The following is a 25,276-nucleotide window of genomic DNA, read 5'->3' on the forward strand; positions in this document are numbered from 1 at the left end:
TTCTCCAAACTTGAACTCAATAGACGGGTGGTGAAACCACCCAGATGACAATTGCCGGCTCGGCACCCGGATTGCGCCAGCGGTAGGGCTTGCCTTCGAAGCGAAAGGAGTCGCCCTCGCCAAGCCGATGCCAGACACCTCCGATCTCGATGTCGAACAGTCCGGACGCGACGTATCCGGCTTCCTCGGTCGGTCGCTGCGCCTCGGCCTTCAGTTCCGCGCCTGGCGCGAAGACCGAACGCACCATCTCGAAGCTACCGCCGAGATCGGGCGACAGAAGCTCCTCCACCAGGCCGGATTCGCTTGTGCCAAGCGTGCGGCGCCTGCCGGCGCGCACGACCACGCCGCGCTCGCTTTCGACAGGTACGTCATGGCTGAAGAACAGGCTGATCGGCACGCCGAACAGTTCGGCGAAGGCCCTGAGGTCACCGAGCGATGGCGTCGACAGGCCGCGTTCGACCTGGCTGACCCAGCCGACGGAACGGCCAAGATTCAGGCCAATCTCGGCGAGTGTCAGCCCGCGCGCCTTGCGCAGGGCCCTGATGTCGCCGGCCAGCACGCGTTCGTCAGGTCCCTGCAATGTTCTTGCGGTAGTCGAAGGCAAAACGCTCTCTTCATGAAAAAATCCGCTCAAATTTCATGAGAAATCAAGCTCATGAAAAAATCAAGTAGATTTTCACGGAAGCACAAGATTTGCTTGCGCGATTTTGATGGTTCATGCAAAGGCTCCGCCGAGAGCGGCGAGTGGGGACGTCCGATCGAGACAAAGGGTAAGGGACGGCCCATGCTGGAAAATAACCCCCGAATTGCGGGCGCTGCCGAGATTGTCGACGAGGCGATCCTGTCGCGCCGTTCGGTGCGCGCATTCCTGCCCGACATGGTCGACGACGACACCATCCGCGCCATTCTGGCGGTTGCGGCGCGCGCCCCATCCGGCACCAACATGCAGCCATGGAAAGTCTATGTCACCAAGGGCGAGAGCAAGCAGCGGATATCAGACGCCATTCTCAATTCCGGCATTCGCGCCGAAAAAGCCGATTGGGACGAGTACCGGTATTATCCCACCCAGTTCTTCGAGCCGTATCTGACCCGCCGCCGCGCCAACGGTTTCGGCCTCTATGGCGCGCTCGGCATTGGTCGCCGCGAGGTCGACAAGATGCGCGCCCAGCACGACCGCAACTTCGTCTTCTTCGACGCTCCGGTCGGCATGATCTTCACCATCGACCGCCGCCTCAACCAGGGCTCGTGGATTGACTACGGCATGTTCCTGCAGAACATCATGGTCGCAGCTAGAGGCAGGGGTCTGCACACCTGTCCGCAGGCGGCCTTCGCGCCCTATCACCGGCAGATCAGGCCGGTGCTCGACATTCCGGACGAAGAGATCGTCGTCTGCGGCATGGCGGTTGGTTACGAAGATACGTCAAAACCTGAAAACGCCTTCCGCACCGACCGCGTGCCGCTGGAAGAGTGGGTGACGTTCAGCGAGTAAGCCAGCCAGCTTCATTCCGTGTTCATCTGTGCGCCGTGGCCGCTGACATGGACGCCGTCTTGCGGCGTCAGCTTGAGGTAGGCAAGCAGCGCGCAGAGCGTGATGACGCCCTCGATCACGAACAGGATGCGAAAGTCGTCGGCGACGGCAGGGCCGCCGCCCGCCAGAAACGACAGTGCCGCGGCGGCCAGGCCAACGCTGATCGCCACTGCCAGCTGCCATAATATGTAATAGAGCGCGCTGAAACGGGCGAGCTGCTCGGGCGCGATGTCGGAATAGGCGAGGTTGCCGGTCGAGGCCCATTGCGCGGAGCGGAAGACGCCGAAGACGAAGATGTAGGTGAGCACGATCCATACCGGCGTCGTCGCCTGCATCAGCGCGAAGCCGGCAACCAGGGCGGCGACGATGGGCGTGTTGTAGACCAGCACGCGGCGAAAGCCGAAACGGTTGAGGACACGCGGCATGAAGAACCGCATGGCCACGGAGCCGACCGCGGCGACGAAGGTCAGCGATCCCGCCTGAACCGCGCTCATGCCGAAGCCGAGCTGGAACATCAGCGGCAGCAGGAAGACGACGGAGCTGAGGCCGATCGTGTCCAGCCCGCCACCGGTGAGGAACGAAATGCGGAAGGTACGGATGCGCAACAGCTTGAGATCGAGCAGCGGATTGCGCACGCGCAGGCAGTAGAACGAGGCGATGGTCAGGATAACGAGCGCCAGCGCCAGTTCGGCGGCGATGATGCCGCCCGCGGCATCCTTGGCGGCAAGCGAATCCATGCCGAAGACCAGCAGGACCATGCCGCTGCCGACCAGCAGGAAGCCCGGAAAATCGAACGGCGTGCGCACCGGCTTGGTCATCGTCGGAAACAGCGAGGCGGCAAGAATTGCCGCAGCCAGCGCGAACGGCACGTTGATGAAGAAGATCCAGCGCCAGGAAATGTAGGTGGTCAGCGCGCCGCCGACGAGCGGACCGACCAACGGTCCGGACTGGCCGGCCAGCGAGATGTACATGTTGATCTTCAGCGTTCGGCTGCGCGGAAAGGTCGACAGGATGACGACCTGGCCGAGCGTGCCCATCAAGGCGCCGCCAAAGCCTTGCAGCGCGCGGGCGCCGACCAGCGTCCAGATGTTGTCGGACAGCCCGCAGAGCGCCGACGAGGCGGCGAACACCAGCAAGGCAAAGCAGTAGACGTTGCGCAGTCCGAAGCGGTCGGCGGCCCAGCCGCCAAGCGGCATCGAGATGATCAGGCTGGCGACATAGACGGTAATCAAGAGGCCGAGCTGGCTGGGCGGACGCCCGAGGCTTTCGCTGATGCCCGGCAGCGCGGTCACCACGACATTCTGGTCGAGGCTGGTCATGAACACGCCGCAGGCGACCGTTAGCGGCAGCAGGAGCAAGGCTCTGGCCGGCACATCGGCGCGATCCGTGGCGCCGGCGGATAGTTCTGCGGTCATGGAGATGTTCGAACCAAACGAATGTGCCGACTCTTGAAGAAGGGATTTCATATCCCTGGGCCGGTTGGGCGGCCACGTTTTCGCACCATGGGCGCCTGCGGCCAGATTCTCTAGCGGCAGAACCGGCTGGCCTTGATGCCAGAAGCAGGAGCGATGCGACCGTTCGGCGCCGCCGCCTACTGCACCTCGTAGCCGACTTCCTCGCTGGCGTGGCAGAGCGCCTTCCAGAACGAGCGTGCAAACGAGCGGAAGACATAGGTGTCGAACTGGTCGGCGCCGGTGCGTTGGATCTGGGCGAAGACATCGTGATGGGTGGTCGAACGGCCGGCGCCGATGGGAAAGGCCGGCAGCGAAAAGTCGATGGCGAAGAATTTCGCCAGTACCCATTCGGCCTTCGGCCCGGCAATGCGGATGGCGGTGCGGCCGTGCGAGAGGTCGGTCACCGTGCCGATGGCCGGGGGCACCGCCTTGGCAAAGGCTGCTGCCAGCCCTTCGGCCTCGTCGGCGACCGTGAACTTTCCCGGCGCGAAGCCGAAAACCGACTTCACGCCGTCGCTCAGGCCGCCGCCGGCGCCATCGGGCAGGGCAAGCCCGGTGACGGTGCGGATGGCCGCGATCAGCTTCTTCTCCTCGCCGGGCCAGGCGGCGAGCTGCACGATCGACCCCGGCCTCGTCTCGGTCAGGATGATCTCGACGCCATGCTCGAAATTGCCGTGCGAGCCGACGTGGAATTCGGGCTCAAGCGGCGACAAGGGCTCGGGTGATTGGCGCTCAACCATGCATGCGGCTCCCGTCCGGATCGAAGAAGTGATTGGAGACGATCTCGACCGGTCCGAAGCGGTTGCGCAAGGGGTCGGAGACATGGGCGCGCGTGCCCTGCCGTGCCTTGCCGCCCTTGACCAGCGCCAGCGCGATATGCTTGCCGAGCGCCGGCGAATAGCAGCAGGCGGTAATATGGCCGATGGAGTCGTGCGGATTGGCTTCGTCAACCTCCTCGACGATGTGGGCGCCACCGTTGAGCGGCCGGTTATCGAGGGCGATCAGGCCGACCAGTTCTAGGCGGTCCGATGCGATCAAGCCTTCGCGGTCCATCATCGCCGAGCCGATGAAAGGCTTCTTCTTCGACAGCATCCAGTCGAGATGCAGGTCGCGTGCCGTGGTGCGGCCATCGATCTCGGCGCCGGTGACATGGCCCTTTTCGATGCGCATGGTGCCCAGTGCCTCGAGCCCGTAGGTGACCAGCCCGAACGGCTTGCCGGCTTCAACAAGCGCTTCCCAGACATGGGTGCCGAAGCCGGCGCCGGAATAGACCTCGAAGGCCATTTCACCGGAGAAGGACAGCCGGCATATCATCACCGGCACGCCTGCTATATCGCCACGCACGATGCCCATGAAGGGCAAGGTGGCATTGTCGACCCCGGTGCCGGTGACGCAAGCGGCAAGGATCTGCCTGGCCCTCGGCCCGCCGATCGCGGCACCTGCCCATTCGTCGGTCACCGAGGTGACGTGGACTTTCAGCTCCGGCCAGATCACGTCGAGGAAATATTCCAAATGCTGCATCACCTTGCCAGCATTGGCCGTGGTGGTGGTCATCAGAAAATCCTGCTCGCCGAGCCGCCATGTGGTGCCGTCGTCGAAGGCAAGGCCGTCCTCGCGCAGCATCAGGCCGTAACGTGCCTTGCCGACGGCCAGCGTCGAAAACATGTTGGTGTAGACACGGTCGAGGAATGCGGCGGCGTCGGGGCCCTGCACGGCGATCTTGCCCAATGTCGAGACATCGACGATGCCGGCGCTTTCGCGTGTCGCCTTGGCTTCGCGCACATAGGCCTGCTCGACCGTTTCGCCTGAAAGCCCGTAGATCATAGGGCGATACCAGAGGCCGGCGGAATACATCGTCGCGCCATTGGCCAGATGCCAGTCATGCATCGGCGTCAGTCGCTCGGGCTTCAGGTCGCCGAAGCGTTCCGCCGCCAGCGAGCCGATCGACACCGGCGCAAAAGGCGGCCGGAAGCGTGTCGTGCCAACCTCGGGGATCGGCTTGCCCAGCGCTTCGGCGATGATGGCCAAGCCAGGCACGTTGGAGCTCTTGCCCTGGTCGGTCGCCATGCCGAGCGTGGTGTAGCGCTTGAGATGCTCGACCGAGACGAAGCCTTCGCGGTGTGCAAGTCGCACGTCTTCTGCCGTGACGTCGTGCTGGAAATCGACAAAGCTCTTGCCCTTGGCCCTGATCTCGAACACCGGTGCCGGATCGGGATCGCCAGGTGCTGCTTCGACCGTCGGCAGCACGGCCGGCGTGCTCGTTCCACCGGCGGCGGCGAGGCCGGCGGCGCGGCCTTCGGCGATGGCCTCGGCGGTGGAAAAACTGCCAGTGAAAGCGCCGGCGCCAATCCAGCTCTGTGTCGGCTTTGGCGGCAGGAAAGCTTGCCGCGCGGCGTTCCATTCCGCCTTGGCACCGGCCTGGCTGGCCAGATGGATGGTCGGCGACCAGCCGCCCGACATCAGCAGGCAATCGGCGTGGATGCTGCGGGCATCACCGATGAGCGTGCCATTGATCATGTCGAAGCGCTGCAGTTTGAGGCCGGACAGCGCCTTGCCGCCTTCGGTGGCGACGACGGCATGGCCGGCGAAGATCTCGGCCTCCGCTTCCGCGGCCAGCTTGCGCGTCTCCGGCGAAAGTTCCGGCCTGACATCGGCGATGGCGACGACCGCGGCACCGGCCTTCTTCAAGGCGACGGCCGCCCGATAGGCACTGTCATTGTTGGTGAACAGTGCGATCCGCTCGCCCGGCAGCACGCCGAATTCGTTGACATAGCGCTCGGCTGCATGCGCCAGCATCACGCCTGGCCGGTCATTGCCGGGGAAGACCAGCGGCCGCTCGAACGCACCAGTGGCCAGGACCACGGATTTGGCGCGGATCGCCCAATAGCGATGGCGCGGCTCGCCCTTGCCTGGCTGATCCTTGTGGTCGCTGACCCGTTCGAGCGCGGCAAGCGTGTTGTTGTCGTAATAACCCCACACCGTGGTGCGCGGCAAAAGCCGGACATTGTCGCGGCCTTCGAGCTGGGCGACGGTGCGACGGGCCCAGTCTGCGGCCGGCGCGCCGTCGATCGTCTCATCGGACCAGTTGGCCGAGCCGCCGAAACGCGGCTCGAGATCGGCCAGCATGACGCGGGCGCCCTGATCGGCGGCAGCCTTGGCGGCCATCAGGCCGGCGGGGCCGGAGCCGACCACCAGCACGTCGCAAAAGGCGTTCATGCGTTCGTAGCGGGCCGGGTCCTTTGCCGATCCGGCGCTGCCGAGGCCGGCGGCGCGACGGATGAAGTGTTCGCAGAACATCCAGAAGCGCGTGCCTTTGAGCGGACCGAACACCGGTCCCATGAAGGTCTTGTAGTAGAACCCGGCCGACAGGATCTTGCCGCCGAGCTGGTTGACGGCGTTGATGTCCCAGGCAAGCGAGGGAAAGCGGTTCTGGCTGATGGCAACCAGGCCGTCATGGATCTCGACCATGGTCGCTGGGATGTTGGGTTCACGAACCTCGCCCTTCAGCACCGTCACCAGCGCGTTGGGTTCCTCGACGCCGGCTGTGAGCAGGCCGCGCGGGCGGTGGTATTTGAACGAACGTCCGTAAAGCGTGACGCCCTTGGCCAGCAGGGCTGACGCCAGCGTGTCGCCGGCATGGCCGGTGTAGGCCGCGCCATCGAAGGTGAAGCGGATGGTTTTCAGCCGGTCGATGCGGCCGCCGGTGTCGGTGCGGCGCGGGCTCATGACTTGTCCTCCGCCTTGCGGCGCGCGGCGGAGCCATGATCGCCGCGCCCTTGATGATCACCGCGCACAAAAGCAACGCTGGAAATCTCATGCGTCAGCGTGTTGCGCACGACGCGCAGATGCGTGCGGCAACCGCCGGAATGCTGCCAGATCTCGTTGTGATCCCCGGCCGGGTTCAGCCTGTCATAGACATAGGCGTTCCACGCCTCGAAATTCTGCGAGGCGGGGTCGGGGCGCTCACGGTTGCCGTCACCCTGATAGGTGAACTCGATGACGTCGCGCGGGCCGCAATAGGGGCAAGTGATCAACATTGAACTCTACCTAAGGCCTAATGCAGCCGCGGGTTTGCACCCTGGCCCTTGTCGTCGATCACCAGGCCGCGGTGGAAGCGGTCGAGGGTGAAGGGGGCGTTGAGATCGTGCGGCTGGTCCTTGGCGATGGTCCAGGCGAAGCACCAGCCGGAAGCCGGCGTCGCCTTGAAGCCGCCATAGCACCAGCCGCAGTTGAGATACATGCCGGGCAGGGGGCCGGTGGTGATGATCGGCGAGCCGTCCATCGACATGTCGCAAACACCGCCCCAGGAGCGCAGCATGCGCACGCGCGCAAGGCCCGGAAACAGCGCCAGCATTTCGCTCATCACCTCGTCGACGACGGGCAAATTGCCGCGCTGGGCGTAGCTGTTGTAGCCGTCGATGTCGCCGCCATAGATGAGGCCGCCCTTGTCCGACTGCGACATGTAGAAATGGCCCATGCCGAAGGTGACGACCGTGTCGATGAAGGGTTTCAGCGATTCGGTGACGAAGGCCTGCAGCACATGGCTCTCGATCGGCATTGTCTCGATACCGGCAAGCTGCATGACACGCCCGGTGCTGCCGGCGACCGCAACGGCCACCTTCCTGGCGCGGATGTCGCCACGGGACGTCGTCACGCCTGAAATGCGGTCGCCGTCGCGCAGGAAGCCGGTGACCTCGCAGTTTTCGATGATGTCGACGCCGCGACGGTCGGCGCCGCGCGCATAGCCCCAGGCCACCGCATCATGGCGGGCGGTGCCGGCGCGTCGCTGCATCAGGCCGCCAACCACCGGAAAGCGCGCGCTGTCGGAGATGTCGAGCGCCGGAATCAGACGTTTGATCTCAGCCTTCGTCATCAGTTCGGCATCGACGCCGAGATGGCGCATGGCATTGCCGCGTCTTGCATAGTCGTCGAACTGGGCCGGCGTGTGCGCCAGGTTCAGGCAGCCGCGCTGCGAGAACATGACATTGTAGTTGAGCTCGTGCGAAAGGTTTTCCCACAGCTTCATCGAGTGTTCGTAGAAGCGGGTGTTGGCCGGCAGCAGATAGTTCGAGCGCACCGCCGTTGTGTTGCGGCCGACATTGCCGGAGCCGAGCCAGCCCTTTTCCACAACGGCGACATTGGTGATGCCGTGTTCCTTGGCAAGATAATAGGCGGTCGCCAGCCCATGACCGCCGCCGCCGATGATGATGACGTCATAGGACGCCTTCGGGTCCGGCTTGCGCCATGCCGGCTTCCAATCCTTGTTTCCCTTGAGCGCGTTCGCGAGCAGCGAAAAGGCCGAGTACTCTGCCATTGATGTCATCCGGTTCGGGCGATGCGGCAGACTATAGAGCAGGCCGCACCGGCAAAGCCAATATTGCGCCATCGCCTTTCGACTGGCCGACGCATCGGTCAGGGGATCAATGGGGTCTGGGCTCAATGAGAGTCAGGATCAGTGAGGTCAATGATCGGATGAGTCCGCGATGCGACGGCTTGCCCCATGATAGGGCCGTCTTTATCAAGGACAGGCTTTCAAATTGCCTTCGCCGCCGATGAGTCGCCAACAAATCATGCTTTTCCGATTGCTTCGTCTCATTTTGATCCTCACGCTTGTCGTCTCGGCGCCGCTGTCGTTCGATGCGGTGGCACAGGGGCTTGGCCAGGCGCCTGCCGGACTGGTCGCCGACCAGCAGAAGATCATCCAGGCGCTGACGACCAAGACCGACAATTTCGAGAAGCAGATACAGCAGGACGGCGAGGAGGATAGCAGCCTTGTCGATATCCGCTTGCAACTCGAGGAGCTGTCGCGGCAATCGCTGAACAGCGCACTGGCCTTCCGTACGCGTCTTGGCGAGATCAACAGCCGTCTTGAGCAGCTTGGCGCGGCACCTGCCGCGGGTCAGCCGCCGGAGCCCGACATCGTCAGCGGCGAACGCGAGGCGCTGGTGTCGGAAAAGGCGGAGATCAATGCCGTCATTGCGCAAGCCCAATCGCTTTCGATCCGCATCAGCGGGCTGATCGACAAGATCGGCAACATGCGCAGCGAGCTGTTCCGCAATGTGCTCACCAAGCGCTATGTGCTGTCCGACGCGCTCAGCCCGCAGGTCTTTTCGGACGCCAGGGACGAATTCGGCAATTTCTACAAAGCGGTGTCGTCATGGCTAAGCTTCGCTTTCAAGTTCAAGTTCCAGGCCATTCTGGCGGCAACCTTCGTGGCGCTCGGGCTGGCGCTGGTGCTGCTGGTCGGTGGCCGGCGCCTGTTCGGGCGCGTGTTCGAAGCCGACCCTGCCAATGAGGATCCATCCTATCTCAGCCGCTTGTCGGTGGCCTTCTGGTCGACCTTGCTGCCGACGCTGGCGGTTGGCGTGTTCTTGGCCTCCACGGTGTTCTTTTTCAACTATTACAATGTGTTGCGTGGCGACATCGGCCTCTTCCTGAATGCGCTCGCGGCCGTCATCGGGGTGGTGTTCTGCGTCAACCGATTGACCAATGCGGCGCTCGAGCCGCGGCTGCCGAATTGGCGCCTTATCCCCGTCGAGACAGGTCCGGCGCGCTGGCTGGTGCGGCTGACGACCGCCATGGCCGTGGTCATCGGCGTCAATTATTTCCTGTCGGTCATCAACGACAAAATGGGCTCGCCGCTGTCGCTGACCATCGCCCGCAGTTTCGGCGCCACCATCATCGTCGGCGTCATCCTGATCCTGATGGCGATGCTGAGGCCGTTCAAGGCGCGTGACGGAAGCTGGCGGCCTTGGCCGGCATGGCTGCGCTATACGGCGCTTGCGCTCGGTCTTTTCACCATCGTCGCGGCGCTGCTCGGTTACATCGGCCTTGCTCTGTTCGTTTCGTTGCAGGTCGTCGTTACCGGCACCGTGCTGATCACCGCCTATATCGGCTTCCTGTCGGCGCAGGCGATCGGCGAGGAGGGTGCTTTCGCCAACACGACCGTCGGGCGCTGGCTGTCGGCCAAATCCAGCTACGAGGATACAGCCCTCGACCAGCTCGGCCTTGTCGTCAGCGTTGCCATCAATGTGATGATCGTGCTGGTGTTCCTGCCGTTGATCCTGCTGATGTGGGGTTTCCAGCCCGGCGATATCCAGGCCTGGGCCTACAAGCTCGCAACCGGGATCAACATCGGCTCGGTGACGATCTCGGTCACCGGCATCCTCTCCGGCATCGTCGTCTTCGTCATAGGCTATTTCCTGACACGCTGGTTCCAGGGCTGGCTCGACGGTTCCGTGATGGCGCGTGGCAAGGTCGATACCGGCGTGCGCAACTCGATCCGGCTGGCGGTCGGCTATGCCGGCGTCGCGCTCGCGGCACTGGTCGGCATCTCGGCGGCGGGCATCGACCTGTCCAGCCTGGCGCTGGTCGCCGGCGCTCTTTCCCTCGGTATCGGCTTTGGCCTGCAGAACGTGGTGTCTAATTTCGTTTCCGGCCTGATCCTGTTGGCCGAACGGCCGTTCAAGGTGGGCGACTGGATCGTTGCCGGCGATGTCAGCGGCACAGTCAAGAAGATCAGCGTGCGCGCCACCGAGATCGAAACCTTCCAGCGGCAATCGGTGATCCTGCCCAACTCGAACCTGATCAACAATGCCGTCGGCAACTGGACGCACCGCAACAAGCTCGGCCGCATCGACATCAAGGTCGGCGTCGCCTATGGCAGCGACGTCAAGCAGGTTCATGCCGTCCTGCTGGAGATCGCCCGCAGCCACCCGATGGTGCTGAAGAACCCCGAACCCTTCGTGCTGTTTTCCAATTTCGGCCCTGCCGCCCTGGAATTCGAGATCCGCGTGTTCCTGGCCGATGTGATGAACGGCAACATCGCGCAGAACGACATCCGTTTTGCCGTGCTTGAAAAATTCAGCAGCGAACACATCGAGATGCCCTCGACGCCACGCGCCGTGGTCGAGGCCCACAAGCCCAAGGCCTGGCCGACAGACGACGACAAGATCGAGGCCGACTTCGCCGAACAGGAGCAGGTGAAGGCCGAAGCCGAGGCGGAGAAGAAGCGACTGGTCAAGTCCCGCAAAACCAGGAAGCCAGATCCGGACTAGGCTGGGAATCGGTGGGTCTCAACCATCGAAAGCCGATTGCGGCATGAATGGGGCATTCAGTTGCGGTTCAGCTTCCATCTCATATAAGCTCCATGCAAAGGCGAAAATGCCTTGCGAAATGCAACAGAGGCGGTGGGAACACCGATATTGCACCATGTGGAAGTCTCTCGTCGCTGCCGTCGCCCTGGTCGCCGCTATCGGCTCGGTCCATGCCGCGAGCGCGGTCAACAAGGACGCCGAGACCCGAACGCTGGTCGTCACCGAGGGCGGCAGCAAGACCGACCTTGCGTTGGCCGGTGGCGAAACGGTTGAGTTCTGCCCGAATGGCTGCTTCGTCACCTTGCCCAATGGCGACCTCGAAGCCCTGACCGGTTCGGAAACCGTCGAGATTTCGGGCGGTGTCGCCCGCATCAAGTAATCCTGGCGTCACGATTGCGGAGGCCCGGAATTTGCCCGGCCTTTTATCGTTTCCGGTAGCGGTTGTTTAACAATGACGCCGGAAATACCCCCATGGCAGCCGTCTGCAACCGTGCGTTTTAACGTTCGCTACGTCATCGCCCGCTATACCAGCCTCAAGACGCCGAAAAGCGGCGCGCAACTCTACGCGGGCAGGGTAGGACATGGATGCGCGGTCGGACAGGAACGCAATACCGCTTGCGGTCGATCTCGACGGCACGCTGATCGCGACCGACCTGTTGTGGGAAGGGCTGTTCATCCTTCTCAAGAAGAACCCGCTCTATATCTTCCTCGTGCCTTTCTGGGCCGCCGGCGGACCGGCGCGGCTGAAGCAGGCAATCGCGCAGCGCATCGACATCGATCCGGCATCGCTGCCCTATCGCGAGGTGCTGCTTTGCCGCCTCCGGACCGAGCATGCCGAAGGCCGCAAGATCGTGCTGGCGACCGGCACGCCGCGCAAGTTCGCCGATGCCATCGCGGTCCATCTCGGCATTTTCGACCAGGTGCTGGCCACCGATGGTCTCGCCAATCTCACCTCGGGCAGGAAGCGCGCTTCGCTGATCGCAGCCTATGGTGATGGCGGTTTCGACTATGCCGGCAACAGCCGTCACGATCTCCAAGTCTTTGATGCAGCGCGCAACGCGATCGTCGTCGCGCCCGACCGCCATGCCGCGCGCTGGCAGGCGGCACATGGCGCCGAGACGATGCCGGCGCCGAAGCCGACTTTGCGGACCATCGTCAAGATGCTGCGTGTCCATCAGTGGCTGAAGAATTCGCTGATCGCAGTGCCGATGGTGCTCTCGCACGAATATTTCAACACCGACATGATCTGGCAATGCCTGCTGGCATTCGTCTCGTTCAGTGCGGTGGCATCGGCCATCTACATCCTCAACGATTTCTTTGACCTCGCGCTCGACCGCAAACACCTCACCAAGCGCAACAGGCCGTTCGCCAGCGGTGCGCTGTCGATCCCGTTCGGACTTGGCGCGATTGCGATGCTTTTGGCGATCGGCTTCGGCACCGGGCTGTTCTTGTCGCACGAATTTCTGGCTGTGCTTGGCGGCTACATGGTCGTCACCACGGCCTATTCGCTGTCGTTCAAGCGCATGCTGCTGGTCGATGTGCTGACGCTCGCCGGCCTCTACACGATCCGCGTCCTGGCCGGTGCGGCGGCGACCGGCGTCGACGTCTCGTTCTGGCTGCTGGCCTTCTCTATCTTCTTCTTCCTGTCGCTGGCGCTGGTGAAGCGCTTCGTCGAATTGCGCACCACCGCCATTCCGCCTGGCGAGCGCATTGCCGGCCGCGGCTATCGCACCGAAGACCAGGAGATCGTCGCCCAGGCCGGCATGGCCTCGGCCTTCTCCTCGGCGCTGGTGCTGGCGCTCTACATGGACAGTGTCGCGGTGCGGGAGCTCTATCCGCATCCATGGCTGATCTGGCCGCTGGCGCCGATCGTGCTTTATCTCACCATGCGCGTCTGGATCCTGGCGCGCCGCAACGAGATGCATGACGATCCGGTCGTGTTCATCATCCGCGACTGGCGCAGCCAGATCGTGGTGCTGATCGGTGCGGTGATGCTGGTCATCGGGGGCTGGTAGGCATGGCCGCCGGACGTTTCCCAAGCTTTGGCCTTGCCACACCGCCGGCGCCGCGCGCCATCGGGGCCGATGAGGCGATCGCGCTGCTGAAGGGCGGTCGGGCCAAGCCGGCGTCGCTGCTTGCCTATGGCAATGGCCGCTCCTACGGCGATTCCTGCCAGAACGAGGCCGGAGCGGTCGTCGATATGCGATCGCTGAACCGCATCCACGCCTTCAACGCCGAAACCGGTGTTCTCGAGGCGGATGCCGGCGTGCTGTTGTCCGACATCATCGCCCACGCCGCCCCTTACGGCTTCTTTCCGGCGGTTGTGCCAGGCACGCAATTCGTCACGCTCGGCGGCGCCATCGCCAATGACGTGCATGGCAAGAACCATCACCGGCGCGGCACCTTCGGCTGCCATGTCGAGAGCTTCACGCTGCTCAGGTCCGACGGAAGGACCTATCGCTGCTCGGCAGCAGACAATGCGCGCCTGTTTGCGGCGACGATCGGCGGCATGGGGCTGACCGGTCTCATCCTGTCTGCCTCGATCCGGTTGATGCGGGTTCATTCGCTCGACATCGTCGAAAAGGCGACGCCGTTTCGCGATCTCGACGAGTTCTTCGGTTTGGCCGAGGCGGCCGATCAGGCCAATGAATATGCGGTCGCCTGGATCGACCAACTTGCCGGCGGCCGCAATAGCGGTCGCGGGTTGCTGTTTACAGGCAATCATGCCGAGCACGGCTCGCATGCCGCCTCGCGCGCCGGTGGCAATCTCTCGGTGCCGGTCCAGCCGCCGTTCAATGTGCTCAACCGGCCGTTCCTGACCGCCTTCAACGCCGCCTACAGGTGGAAGAAGGGGCGGTCGACGGCGCCGCGCCAGGTTGGCTACCAGGGCTTCTTCTTCCCGCTCGACGGCGTGCGCGACTGGAACCGGCTTTATGGGCCGAAAGGGCTTTTCCAACACCAGAGCGTGGTGCCGGAAGCGGCGGCGCGCGAGGCCGTGCCGGCATTGCTTGCGGCTGCAAGGCAAGCCGGGCAGGGCTCGTTCCTCACCGTATTGAAACGCTTCGGCTCCATCCGCTCGCCGGCGCTGCTGTCGTTCCCGCGTCCCGGCTACACGCTGACGCTGGATTTCCCCAACAGGGGGGCTGCGACGCTGGCGCTGCTGCGGGAGTTCGACCGCATCACGGTCGAGGCCGGCGGCGCAGTCAATCCGTACAAGGACGCCCGCATGGGGGCCGAAATCTTCGCTTCGTCCTTTCCCGAATGGCAGCGGCTGGAAGCGCTCCGCGACCCCGCCTTCATGTCTGATTTCTGGGCGCGGACGGCAAGGAAGCTGGACACGCGGCGAGGTGCGGCCGAGGCGGCGGAATAGAAAATCGAGTAATTCTTGGTTACCGAATCGTTAAATCCACGATTCACTCAAAACATTCTTGTGGCTTCACGAAATGTTTGCGGGTTTGTAATAGGAAGCGTGAAGGGGTGGCTTGGAACACATGAAATACATCGTCTTCATTCTCTTTACGGTCATGACCAATGCCGCCGCGCAGCTGATGCTGAAGCAAGGCATGATGTCGCTCGGGCCGATCTCGTTCGAGGGCGTCAATCCGCTCGTCAAGCTGCTGCAGATCGTCTTCAGCCCGTGGGTGTTCCTGGGCCTCTGCACCTTCGTCATCTCGATGGCCTCGCATCTCTATGTGCTGTCGAAGGTCGAGCTCTCCTTTGCTTATCCGTTCCTCAGCCTCGCATACGTTGCCGTCGCCATCTTTGCTTATTTCGTCTTCCGCGAGGACCTCAATGGCTGGCGCATCGCCGGTATCGCCTTCATCTGCGTCGGCACGGTGCTGATCGCGCAAAGTGGCCGAGATTTGGGTGGTCGAGAGCATGAGGACCAGACCGCTTCCATCACGCCCGACAAGATCCAAGCAAACGAGATCATTCGATGAGACATGTGATTTTCGGCGGTGACGGTTTCGTCGGCCGCCATCTTGCCCCGAAGCTTATGGCCGATGGTGAAGAGGTTGTCGTCGCCGACATCGTCAAGAGCGACCTGTCGCATTACCGCACCGTCCGCTTTGTCCAATGCGACGTCACCGATCCGGCGTCGGTCGCTGCGGTCGGGCTCACGGCCGACGACATGGTCTACAATCTGTCGGCAAAGATGCTGTCGCCGATCCAGGTGCGCGCCAAGCGGCACGATTTCTTTTTCCCGGTGAATTTTCATGGCACCGAGCACATCATGCAGGCCATGGACAGAGCCGGTGCGTCAAAACTCGTCCACTACACGACCGACATGATCTACGGCCACACGGTCACGCAGCCGATGACCGAGGAGCACCCGGTGGCGCCGCTGGGCGAATATGGCTGGTCGAAGCAGAAGACAGAGGAGTTGGCGGCCGAATGGCGCAAGCGAGGCATGTCGATCTCGCTGTTTCGCCCGCGCCTGATCATCGGCCCAGGCCGGCTCGGCATCCTGGAAAAGCTGTTCAAGCTGATCGACTGGAACTTTCCGGTGCCGATGATCGGTTCGGGCAGGAACCCCTATCAGTTCATCTCGGTGTTCGACTGCGCCGAGGCCGCGCGCGCGGCCTGGAAGGCCGGTGTGCCTGATGAGGCCTATAATCTGGGTTCGCTCAACCCGCCGCCGGTCAAGAAATTGCTCGGCGATTTGATCCGGCATGCCGGCTCGAAATCGATCCTGATCCCGACACCGGGCTGGGCGGTCAAGCGCACGCTCGACCTGCTCGACCTCTTGAACATGCCGATCATGGACCCGGAACAGTATCTGATCGCCGACGAGGACTGCGTGCTCGACGTGTCCAAGGCCGGGCGCCAGCTCGGCTGGGTGCCGCAATATCGCGACGAGGACATGCTGATCGCCGCCTATAGCGAGTACCGCGCAAAGAAAGCCGGCCACGCAGTCGCCACCAAACATGTGCCCGCCGAATAGCGGCTCGCAAAACAGCTTTCGTTGCGCCCGATCCTGGTCGTGCGTGCAGACAGGAGATTGAAATGACCGTCATGGCCAAGCCCGAACAGACCAATTTGCGCACCATGGTCAGCGCGCCGTCGCTGTCGCCAGCGACCATCGCCAAGCCCGATTTGATCAGCGTCGAGCAGGCCAAGGCGATGGACGTCGCCCGCATGACCGACCTGTTCAAGGCGCATCTCAACCCCGGCCAGCTGCACTTCATGAAGCTGCTCGGCTTCCACAAGATCAAGATCGAGCGTGCCGAAGGCATGTTCTACATCGACCAGAACGGCCGCAAGATCCTCGACTTCTTCGGTGGTTTCGGATCGCTGGCCTTCGGCCACAATCATCCGCGCATCCTGGAAGCACGCAAGAAATTCCAGGAGGAGAAGCGCCAGGAAATCGCCATCGCCTTCATGTCGCAATATGCGGCGGCACTTGCGCACAACATCGCCAAATGCTCGCCCGGCGATCTCGACATGGTGTTTCTGGGTTCGTCCGGCTCGGAGGCGATGGAAGCGGCGGTTAAGCTCGCCGAGCGCGCCGCCGGTCCGAAGCGACCGAAGATCGTCTATGCCGAGAATTCCTTCCACGGCAAGACCAAGGGCGTGCTGGGCATCACCGACGGCCAGCTCTACCGCGCCGACTTCAAGGTGGCCGAAAACACGGTTCGCATCCCGTTTGCCGACATCGAGGCGGTCGAGCGCCTGTTCCGTTCCGACCCGGAGGTCGGCGTCATCGTGCTGGAAACCATCCAGGGCGGCGGCGGCATCATCCAGGCGCCTGCTGAATATTGGCAGAAGCTAAGGGCGCTGTGCGACCAGTATGGCGTGTTGTGGGTCGCCGACGAAGTGCAGTGCGGCTATGGCCGGTCAGGCCGCTTCTATGCCTTCGAGCATTACGGCGTCATTCCCGATGTGACGGCGCTGGCCAAATCGCTTGGCGCCGGCAAGGCGGCGGTCGGCGCGATGATCGCGCGGCGCGAGGTCTACATGAAGGCCTATGGCACGCCGAAAACGGCGATGATCCATGCCATGGCGACCTTCGGCGGCATGGGCGAGGCCTGCGTCACCTCGATCGAGGGGCTCAATGTACTCTATGATGAAGGGCTGATCGACAATGCCGCCATCACCGGCGACTATTTGCTGCAGCGCCTGCAGACGCTCAGGGAAAAGTACCCGAAGATCATCAAGGAGGTGCGCGGCAGGGGTTTTATGATCGGCCTGGAGTTCCACGACTTCTCGCAGACCTTGCCGATGGTGTTGCGGCCGATCGTCAGCGTGCTCGACGACAAGCTGAAGGGTTCGCTGTCGGGCTTCATCGGGGCGCTGCTGTTGCGCGACTACGATGTGCTGGTCGCCTTCACCGAATACAACCGCAACGTCATCCGGCTCGAGCCGCCGCTGATCTGCCAGCGCGAGCATGTCGACCGCTTCGTCGACGCCTTCGACAGCCTGCTGTCGCGCGGCATCGTGTCGATCGTCAAGGATTTCGTCAAAAGCCAGGTTCGTTAAGCGAGTTCGCTGGGTACAACGATGCTGACCAAGTCGCCCGATCCACAAAACCCGCTCGACCGCCTCATCGGAGCCGGTCTGGCGTGGGGCGAGGGGACTTATGCGCGGCTGGCAGCACCGATCGGCGCGGCGGCCTTCGCGCTCTACATTCTTTTTACAGCGTTCACCGCCTGGGTGATGCCCGACGCCAACTGGGACATGCTGCCCTATCTCGCTATATCGGAGGAAGGCACCTATCCCGATGCGCAGGCGCTGCATGACTATGCCTACAACACTGTCAAATCGGGCGTGTCCGCAGGCGACTATAAGGCGCTGACCGACGATGGAGGCGGCTTCCGCAGTCACATGACGGAGAATGCCGCCGACTTCCATTCACTGCTCGGCATGTACCGGATCAAGTTCCTCTATGCCGAGATCCTGTCGACACTGAGCGCGGTGATGTCGCCGGTCGAGGCAATGCGACTGGTCTCAGTGTTCTCCGTGCTGCTGTTTGGCGCGATCGCGTTGATGTGGCTACGCTCCACAGGGGCATTGGCGTTGGCGCCTATCGTCGGCGCGGTGCTGATCATGGCCGATTTCGGCGATGCGGCACGCGCTTCGACACCGGATCTGCTCACTTCAGCGCTGCTGCTCGGCGGGCTCTATGCCTATGTCCGCGGCCTCGAGGTGGCAACGGCGATCCTGCTCTTCCTCGCCTTCATGGTACGGCCGGACAACATTGTTTTCCTGGCGATTTTCGCTGTGCTGCTGGTCGCGTACCGGCAGAGGGCATGGGGTGCGCTGGCCGGTTTTGCCGCTTCCTTCGTGGCCTACTTCGCCATCTCTCACTGGGCGCATCATCCCGGCTGGGCGCCGCATCTGTGGTTCTCCAGCATCGAGCAGCACTTCAATATGGACGGATTCGAGCCGCCATTCTCGGTCACCACCTATCTCAGGGCGTTTGCCACCTCGCTGCTGCGCGCCGTCAGCCTGAACAGTTGGGTCGGCGTGTCGGTGCTGGCACTGGCCGGCTGGTTTGCTGCCGCCCGCGCCGGCTTCCGCCTCGATCGCCGCGCCGGCATCCTGTTTGCGGCGCTGGTGCTCGGTGCGCTGGCGAAGTTCACCGTCTTCCCGATCCACGACACGCGCATCTATTTCCCCCATCTGATTCCGCCATTCCTGCTGCTGGCGACGCCGTTCATGGCGCTGTGGGCAGCCGTGGCTCGCGGCCAGAATCGCGCTGCCATGCAAATCATTCCCGGAGACAAGTCATGAGTTCGCTATCCAGCCTGGCGCGCGTTGCCCTGTCGCTTGCTCTTCCCAAGGGCGTTCTCGATCGCGGCCCGTCGCTGCGCGGCACCAAGTTCCTGGCCAGGGCGGCGCTGAAGGCGCGTTTTGGTGGTGCAGGGCGACCGTTCCAGATGGTCAATGTCGGCGCCTGCGACGGCGCACTGTTCGACGATGTGACGCCTTGGCTGCACAGGATTCCCGGTGCACGGGCCATGCTGGTCGAGCCGATCCCGTACAACCAGAAGAGACTGCGCGCCAATTATCCAGACACGGACCGCTTCATCATCGAGCCGGTGGCGGTGACGAAGACAAAGGGCACGATAACCGTCCACACCTTCGATGCCGCCGCCCTCGAGGCCGGCACGTTGCCCATCGAATTTATCGGCTGCTCGTCGGTCACCGACACCAATCTGATGTCGGGCAAGAATGCCTGGGGCGAGGCCGACGCCAATTTCAACAAGTTCGCGCCGCATCTCAGGGACATCGAGGTGCCATCCGAGACCTTGCAGACGCTGCTCGATCGCAACGGCATCAGCCATATCGACGCTTTCCTCGTCGATTGCGAGGGCGCCGACTGGATCGTCTTCGAACAGCTGGACCTCAAGCGCTACCGCCCCGGCATGATCAAGGTCGAGGTCGGCGCGCTGCCCGCCCCGGAGATCGGCCAGGTCGTGGTCAAGCTGAAGACATCAGGTTATCAGGTCGGCTTTCAGGCCGAGGACATCTGGGCCTTCGCCTGAGTTAGCCCACCGAAAAGCGAACCGCCCCAGGCGCCGGTGTGAAGCATTCTGCCGTCTGGTCGCTCGGCTTTTTGCCAATGTCGCAAACAGGCTTCAATCGGCCTGCCGCTCCGCCCTATAGTCCGCCCGCTTTATCACTTTGGAGTCGCGGGCAATGGCAGAGTTTCCGAAAAAGGCGAAGGTCGTCATCGTCGGCCTGGGCGGTATTGTCGGCGCATCGATCGCCCATCATCTGATCGAACGCGGCTGGGACGATATTGTCGGCATCGACAAATCAGGCATCCCGACCGATATCGGCTCGACCGCGCACGCCTCCGACTTCTGCTACACCACCAGCCACGATTTCCTGTCGTGCTGGACGACGCTCTACTCCATCGATTTCTACGAGAAGATGGGTCATTACGCGCGTATCGGCGGCCTTGAGGTTGCGCGTGTCGGCGACGACAGCCGCATGGAAGAGATCAAGCGCAAGATCGCCTCCGCCAAGGCGTTTGGCACGCGCGCCCGTCTGATCGAACCGGCCGAGATCAAGGAAAAATTTCCGCTGATCGAAGAAGCGATGGTGCAGGGCGGCCTGTGGGATCCCGATGCCGGTCTGGTCATCCCGCGCTCGCAGACGGTCGCCGGCAAGCTGGTCGACCAGGCGGAAGCCTCGGGCAAGCTCAAATCCTTCGCCAACACGCCGGCTCGGTCGCTTGTCGTCAAGGACGGCCGCATTTCAGGCGTGGTGACCGATCGCGGCACCATCGAGGCCGACTATGTCATCGTCTGCGCCGGCATATGGGGCCGGCTGATCGCGGAAATGGTCGGCGAGGATCTGCCTGTCATGCCGATCGACCATCCGCTGACCTTTTTCGGCCCCTACAACGAGTTTGCCGGCACCGGCAAGGAGATCGGCTGGCCGCTGCTGCGCGACCAGGGCAACTCGGCCTATATGCGTGACACCGGCGATCCAAAGACCGCCGAGGGCGGGCAGATCGAGTGGGGTTACTACGAAGAGACCAATCCGCGCCTTTGCCATCCGCGCGACCTGCTGGAGAAGGACCAGGCGCGGCTTTCGCCCTCACAGCGCGACCTCGACATGGAGCAGATCCTGGCACCGCTCGAACGCGCCATGGAACTGACGCCGATCCTCGGCGAACTCGGCTACAATGAGAGCCATTCCTTCAACGGTCTCTTGCAGGTGACCGCGGATGGCGGCCCGTCCATGGGCGAAAGCCAGAAGGTGCGGGGCCTTTGGTATGCCGTCGCCATCTGGGTCAAGGATGGTCCCGGCATGGGCAAGCTGATCGCCGACTGGATGACCGACGGCCGCACCGCGATCGATCACCATGCCATCGACTATGCACGGTTCTATCCGCACCAGACCAAGGAGCAATTCATCTGGGATCGCTGCACCGAGACGGCGATGAAGGTCTACAATCCGGCGGTGCATCCGCGCGAGCCGTTCTCGAAAGCCCGCAACATCAGGCGCTCGCCGTTCTGGGAACGCGAGAAGGAACTCGGCGGCTATTTCATGGAGCTTGGCGGCTGGGAGCGCGCCCACGGCTACGCCGCCAACGAGCATCTCTTGGAAAAATACGGCAACCGGGTGCCGGTGCGTGAGAACGAATGGGACAACCGCCATTTCTGGCGCGTCTCCAATGCCGAACATCTCGCCATGAGCGAGGATTGCGGCATCGTCAACCTGTCGCATTTCGCTATGTACGACATCGAGGGTCCCGACCATGTCGCGCTGCTGGAATGGCTGTGCGCGGCCAAGATCGGCGGCGACAACAACATCGGTAAGGGCATCTACACTCACTTCCTCGACGAGGAAGGCATGGTGCGCGCCGACTTCACCGTCATCCGCATGGCCGACCGCTGTCGTTTGATCGATGGCGCCGACGCCGGTCCGCGCGACTTCCAGTACATGCGCCGCACGGCACAGGACAAAGGTTTCGACGTCACCATCACCGACGTGACCGAGAAATATGTCACCATCGGCATCTGGGGGCCGAACGCCCGGGCGACGTTGCAGAAGGTGGTCGAGAATCCGGACGGGCTCTCTGTTGAGAACTTCCCATTCGCGGCGATCAAGCCGGTCCGGATCGGCGGCAAGGATGTCAGCGCTTTCCGCATCTCCTATGTCGGCGAGCAGGGCTGGGAACTGCATATGCGCTACGAGGACGGTCTCGCTGTCTGGAACGCGCTGCGCTCGACCGGCGTGATGCCCTTCGGCGTTGAGACCTATGCCAACACCCGCCGTATGGAAAAGAGCCTGCGCCTGCAGAACGCCGACCTTTTGACCGAGTACAACCTGCTCGAAGCCGATCTTGCGCGTCCGAAGGTCAAGGAGAACGACTTTTGCGGCAAGGCCAAACATGTCGAATACCGCGCCCGCGAGCACCAACCGGCCATGCTGTGCACGCTGGTGATGACCAGTAATGTCGATTCCAAAGGCGTTGCCCGCTATCCTGTCGGCACGATGCCGGTGATGGACCCGAAGACCGGCGAGACGCTGGTCGACGAACTCGGCCGCCGGTCGTTCACCACGTCGATGGCCTATGGCCCGACCATCGGCAAGAACATCGGCCTCGCCTATCTGCCATGGGCCTACGCCCAGGAAGGCCGCAAGCTCACCATCGAGTATTTCGGCGAGACATATCCGGTCGAAGTCGCCGCTGTCGGCTACAAGCCGCTTTATGATCCGGAGAATTTGAAGCCGCGCAGTTGAAGCAGCAGAATTTGAGAACGCAAAGCCCGGCCTTGGTCGGGCTTTTCCCTTTTTAAACGGGCTGCTTTCGCTTACCCTTGCGGAATGTCTGCTTTTGCCTGTGCTAGACATTTGCTTTCGGGCTGTGCCGCGTTCGCGCTGACGTTTTGGTTGGCGCCGGCGTCCCTTGCTGACGAGCCCGTCGATGTCGAGCTGGTGCTGGCCGTCGATGTCTCGCTGTCGATGTCACCGGACGAGCTCGAGATCCAGCGTCATGGCTACGCAGCCGCGCTGACGCACGACAATGTGCTGCAGGCCATTGCCGACGGCGCCCATGGCAAGATCGCCGTCACCTATGTCGAATGGGCCGGTACCACCTGGCAGCGCGTCATCGTGCCGTGGACGGTGATCGCCAGCCGCACCGACGCCGAGCGCGTGGTTGCGCAGTTGTCGGCGCAGCCGCCCAACAGCGCGCGGCGCACCTCGATCTCCGGAGCGCTGGAGTTCGGCAACGACCTGTTCGCCGAAAGCGGCTACCGAGGCACGAAGCGGGTCATCGACATTTCGGGCGACGGCCCCAACAATCAGGGCGCGCCGGTCAACCTGACCCGCGACGAGCTGATCAAGCAAGGCATCGTCATCAACGGCCTGCCGCTGATGACGCGAGGCGGCTTCACCGGCGCCTACGACGTCAGCAATCTCGATCGCTACTACAGCGACTGCGTCATTGGTGGTCCCGGAGCCTTCATGATCCCGGTCAATGACTGGACGCAGTTTCCCGAAGCCATTCGCCGCAAGCTGGTGTTGGAACTCGCCGGCCCGGCCTCGCCGCAATGGGCGGCGGAAGAAGCCGCGCATCCGCGGGTGATATTGGCACAGGAGAGATCCACCACCGACTGTCTGGTCGGCGAGAAAATGTGGCGAAACCGCAGCTGGATGTTCGACAGCCGCTAAAGCTCTTCCCCATTGAGCGTGATCTTTGCCGAACCGGCTCCCGCTCTTGCCCCGCTGCCTACCTGTTCGGGCTTATCCAGGCTTGCCTCCGCGACCGAAGCAGTGGCAAACTGGGCAGGCCGCGTGACCCAGCCAGGAGCGCTGCCGAACCGAGGAAAAACCGATGAGACGTCTTGCCATCCTGACCGCAGTCGCGTCCGTGCTGTATGCCGACGTCGCCAGCGCCCAATACAACCAGGCTGCCTGTATCATGTTCGAGAACGGGAATTTTCGCGGGCGGTCCATCGGCATGGGTGCCGAGGATTCCGTAAATTTTCGTGGCGGCCAGTTCTGGAATGACCGTGTGTCGTCGGTGATCGTTCGCCGCGGCTGCACGCTCGTGGCCTATGAGGATTCTAGGATGGGCGGCCGCTCGATCGAGATCACGCGCAGGATCCGCAATTTGGGCGGCAGTGACTGGAACGACCGTATCTCCTCGGCGGAATGCACCTGCGACGATTACTGAGGTTGGTTCCAGGCAGCGGGGCGCCGCTGCCTGACGATATCATGACATTAGCCTGTTTGTCCGTGGGCGTATCGGATCAGGCCGCCAGCAGCTGCTTGCGGTCTACGCGCTCCTGCTGCGGCGAGCGGGCGTAGAGTTCTCGGTAGCATTTGGAGAAATGCGATGCCGAGACGAAGCCGCAGGCGACCGCCACCTCGACTACCGGCATCGACGACTGGATCAAGAGATGCCTGGCGCGGTCGAGCCGGATTTCCAGATAGTAGCGGGCAGGGGAGCGGCCCATCTCGGTGCGGAACAGCCGCTCGATCTGGCGGCGCGACAGATCGACATGGTCGGCGATCTCGATCAGTGACAGCGGCTCCGACAGATTGCCCTCCATCAGTTCGATGATGGTCAGCACCTTCGAGTTCTGGACGCCGAGGCGGGCGCGTAGTGGCAGGCGCTGGCGGTCGGTGGGGCTGCGTACGCGGTCGGTCAGCACTTGCTCGCAGACGCGGTTGACGAGGTTCTCGTCAAAGTCGTCGCCGATCAGCTTCAGCATCATGTCGAGCGCGGCAGTGCCGCCGGCGCAGGTGTAGATATTCTGGTCGATCTCGAAGAGGTCGGCAAAGACATTGGCCTTCGGAAACGCCTCGGAAAAGCCCGGCAGGTTCTCCCAGTGGATGGCGCAGCGCTTGTTGGACAACAGGCCGGCGGCGGCGAGGATATGCGCGCCGGTGCACAGGCCGCCGACGGCGACGCCGCGATTGTATTCCTCGCGCAGCCAGGCGAAGGCGGACTTGTTCTGATAACGCTCGACATTGATGCCGCTGCAGACGATGGCCATGTTCGGCCGGTCGGGGCCGGCCATCTTCTTGCGCTCATCCTCGAGCGAGGTGTTGACCGCGCATTCGACCCCGTTCGAGGCGCGCACCGGCTTGCCGTCGATGCTGGCGAGGCGCCAGCGATAGGCCTCGTAGCCGAGCATGCGATTGGCCGAGCGCAGCGGGTCGAGCGCGGTCGCAAAAGCGATCATGGTGAAATCGGGAATAAGGAAGAATACAAACGATCGCTTGATCGGATGCTTTACCGCGTTCAAGGGAACCTCACACAGCCATGGCGCGAACAGGATGTCGCGAATAGCATAGCGACATCAGGAAAAACCATGTCTGTCAATCGGCTACGCCGCTACGACAAGATTAAATTTGCGACATGGGTCGCAAATGGGCAATCGGCGTGCAGCGAGCCCTGGAAGTGGCACGAACTGTTCAAGGGACGGGCAACGTACGGCCTGCGCACAGAACAAAACGCCGCTCTGGCTGGAGCCAGGCGGTGTTGCAATTTTAAAGCAGCGGCAGGGATGCGCTGCCTCTAGAAATCTTCAGGCGATGAAGCCGAGGCGCGCCGCATTCATGGCGCCGGTCTGGCCGGGCATGGTGTTGGCAAGACGCTGACGCTCGAGAGCGGTGGTCAGGTTCATTTCGCGGCGGGCAAAGAGGCGTGCAAAAAGCTTCATAATCATCTCCATTTGTTGCTTAGACGGGTCGCCTTCGCTTGATGGAGTGGGGCAGCTCGT

The 25,276-nt window shown here is 62.8% G+C and carries 21 protein-coding genes; 13 read left to right on the top strand and 8 right to left on the bottom strand.

All coding sequences use genetic code 11. The features are described 5' to 3' along the window. Positions 1-16 precede the first annotated feature (16 nt). The gene (locus NKJ00_RS07510) at positions 17-604 is read right to left on the bottom strand and encodes a helix-turn-helix domain-containing protein (protein ID WP_502895795.1); all 588 of its coding nucleotides are present in this window, start codon (positions 602-604) and stop codon (positions 17-19) included. Between the two features lie 180 nt (positions 605-784). On the opposite strand from NKJ00_RS07510, the gene NKJ00_RS07515 reads away from it, so the two are divergent. Continuing rightward, positions 785-1,489 carry a nitroreductase gene (locus NKJ00_RS07515; protein ID WP_352609502.1) on the top strand — a complete coding sequence of 235 codons (705 nt, stop codon included), beginning with the start codon at positions 785-787 and terminating at the stop codon, positions 1,487-1,489. A gap of 11 nt (positions 1,490-1,500) precedes the next feature. Here NKJ00_RS07515 and NKJ00_RS07520 read toward each other — a convergent pair whose 3' ends face one another. From NKJ00_RS07520 to NKJ00_RS07540, 5 genes are all read right to left on the bottom strand, one after another. Continuing rightward, positions 1,501-2,943, bottom strand: a complete 1,443-nt coding sequence (locus NKJ00_RS07520) for an MFS transporter (protein WP_352439855.1) — start codon at positions 2,941-2,943, stop codon at positions 1,501-1,503. A 176-nt stretch (positions 2,944-3,119) separates the two neighbouring features. After that, positions 3,120-3,722: a sarcosine oxidase subunit gamma gene (locus NKJ00_RS07525; RefSeq protein WP_352609505.1), complete on the bottom strand. Its 603-nt coding sequence runs from the start codon at positions 3,720-3,722 to the stop codon at positions 3,120-3,122. After that, the gene (locus NKJ00_RS07530; RefSeq protein ID WP_352609508.1) at positions 3,715-6,708 is read right to left on the bottom strand and encodes a sarcosine oxidase subunit alpha; all 2,994 of its coding nucleotides are present in this window, start codon (positions 6,706-6,708) and stop codon (positions 3,715-3,717) included. Before NKJ00_RS07530 ends, NKJ00_RS07525 begins: the two co-directional genes overlap by 8 nt. Then, the gene (locus NKJ00_RS07535) at positions 6,705-7,019 is read right to left on the bottom strand and encodes a sarcosine oxidase subunit delta (protein WP_023812338.1); all 315 of its coding nucleotides are present in this window, start codon (positions 7,017-7,019) and stop codon (positions 6,705-6,707) included. The genes NKJ00_RS07530 and NKJ00_RS07535 overlap by 4 nt, the downstream gene beginning before the upstream one ends. Positions 7,020-7,036: 17 nt before the next feature. Next, on the bottom strand, positions 7,037-8,296 hold the full coding sequence (locus NKJ00_RS07540; protein ID WP_023812337.1) for a sarcosine oxidase subunit beta: 1,260 nt from the start codon (positions 8,294-8,296) through the stop codon (positions 7,037-7,039). 256 nt (positions 8,297-8,552) lie between these two features. Here NKJ00_RS07540 and NKJ00_RS07545 point away from each other — a divergent pair, with 256 nt between their 5' ends. From NKJ00_RS07545 to NKJ00_RS07600, 12 genes are all read left to right on the top strand, one after another. After that, positions 8,553-11,039, top strand: coding sequence for a mechanosensitive ion channel family protein (locus NKJ00_RS07545; protein ID WP_023812336.1), 2,487 nt, complete (start codon positions 8,553-8,555; stop codon positions 11,037-11,039). Positions 11,040-11,193: 154 nt separating this feature from the next. Next, the gene (locus tag NKJ00_RS07550; protein WP_023812335.1) at positions 11,194-11,457 is read left to right on the top strand and encodes a hypothetical protein; all 264 of its coding nucleotides are present in this window, start codon (positions 11,194-11,196) and stop codon (positions 11,455-11,457) included. Between the two features lie 202 nt (positions 11,458-11,659). After that, positions 11,660-13,093, top strand: coding sequence for a UbiA family prenyltransferase (locus NKJ00_RS07555; protein WP_023812334.1), 1,434 nt, complete (start codon positions 11,660-11,662; stop codon positions 13,091-13,093). Between the two features lie 2 nt (positions 13,094-13,095). Further along, complete coding sequence (locus NKJ00_RS07560) at positions 13,096-14,448, top strand: FAD-binding oxidoreductase (RefSeq protein ID WP_352609510.1); 1,353 nt, start codon at positions 13,096-13,098, stop codon at positions 14,446-14,448. 121 nt (positions 14,449-14,569) lie between these two features. Next, entirely contained in the window at positions 14,570-15,019 is a 450-nt protein-coding gene (locus tag NKJ00_RS07565) for an EamA family transporter (RefSeq protein WP_352609512.1), read from the top strand. Next, positions 15,016-16,023: an NAD-dependent epimerase/dehydratase family protein gene (locus NKJ00_RS07570; RefSeq protein ID WP_352609514.1), complete on the top strand. Its 1,008-nt coding sequence runs from the start codon at positions 15,016-15,018 to the stop codon at positions 16,021-16,023. Before NKJ00_RS07565 ends, NKJ00_RS07570 begins: the two co-directional genes overlap by 4 nt. Before the next feature lie 104 nt (positions 16,024-16,127). Beyond that, on the top strand, positions 16,128-17,558 hold the full coding sequence (locus tag NKJ00_RS07575) for an aspartate aminotransferase family protein (protein WP_245273256.1): 1,431 nt from the start codon (positions 16,128-16,130) through the stop codon (positions 17,556-17,558). 21 nt (positions 17,559-17,579) lie between these two features. After that, positions 17,580-18,812, top strand: coding sequence for a glycosyltransferase 87 family protein (locus NKJ00_RS07580; RefSeq protein ID WP_023812329.1), 1,233 nt, complete (start codon positions 17,580-17,582; stop codon positions 18,810-18,812). Next, positions 18,809-19,567 (top strand): FkbM family methyltransferase, encoded by a 759-nt coding sequence (locus NKJ00_RS07585; protein ID WP_023812328.1) that lies wholly within the window; start codon positions 18,809-18,811, stop codon positions 19,565-19,567. Before NKJ00_RS07580 ends, NKJ00_RS07585 begins: the two co-directional genes overlap by 4 nt. Before the next feature lie 154 nt (positions 19,568-19,721). After that, positions 19,722-22,283 (top strand): GcvT family protein, encoded by a 2,562-nt coding sequence (locus NKJ00_RS07590; protein WP_352439860.1) that lies wholly within the window; start codon positions 19,722-19,724, stop codon positions 22,281-22,283. A gap of 84 nt (positions 22,284-22,367) precedes the next feature. After that, positions 22,368-23,216 carry a DUF1194 domain-containing protein gene (locus NKJ00_RS07595; RefSeq protein ID WP_352609518.1) on the top strand — a complete coding sequence of 283 codons (849 nt, stop codon included), beginning with the start codon at positions 22,368-22,370 and terminating at the stop codon, positions 23,214-23,216. 163 nt (positions 23,217-23,379) lie between these two features. After that, positions 23,380-23,721 carry a peptidase inhibitor family I36 protein gene (locus NKJ00_RS07600; RefSeq protein ID WP_023812325.1) on the top strand — a complete coding sequence of 114 codons (342 nt, stop codon included), beginning with the start codon at positions 23,380-23,382 and terminating at the stop codon, positions 23,719-23,721. A 76-nt stretch (positions 23,722-23,797) separates the two neighbouring features. On the opposite strand, the gene NKJ00_RS07605 is transcribed toward NKJ00_RS07600, so the two are convergent. Beyond that, positions 23,798-24,736, bottom strand: coding sequence for a GlxA family transcriptional regulator (locus tag NKJ00_RS07605; RefSeq protein ID WP_348625597.1), 939 nt, complete (start codon positions 24,734-24,736; stop codon positions 23,798-23,800). A gap of 345 nt (positions 24,737-25,081) precedes the next feature. After that, entirely contained in the window at positions 25,082-25,216 is a 135-nt protein-coding gene (locus tag NKJ00_RS07610; protein ID WP_023812324.1) for a hypothetical protein, read from the bottom strand. Between the last annotated feature and the right edge of the window lie 60 nt (positions 25,217-25,276).

Origin of the sequence: Mesorhizobium sp. M0227, from assembly GCF_040321855.1 — a bacterium.
GTDB lineage: Bacteria > Pseudomonadota > Alphaproteobacteria > Rhizobiales > Rhizobiaceae > Mesorhizobium.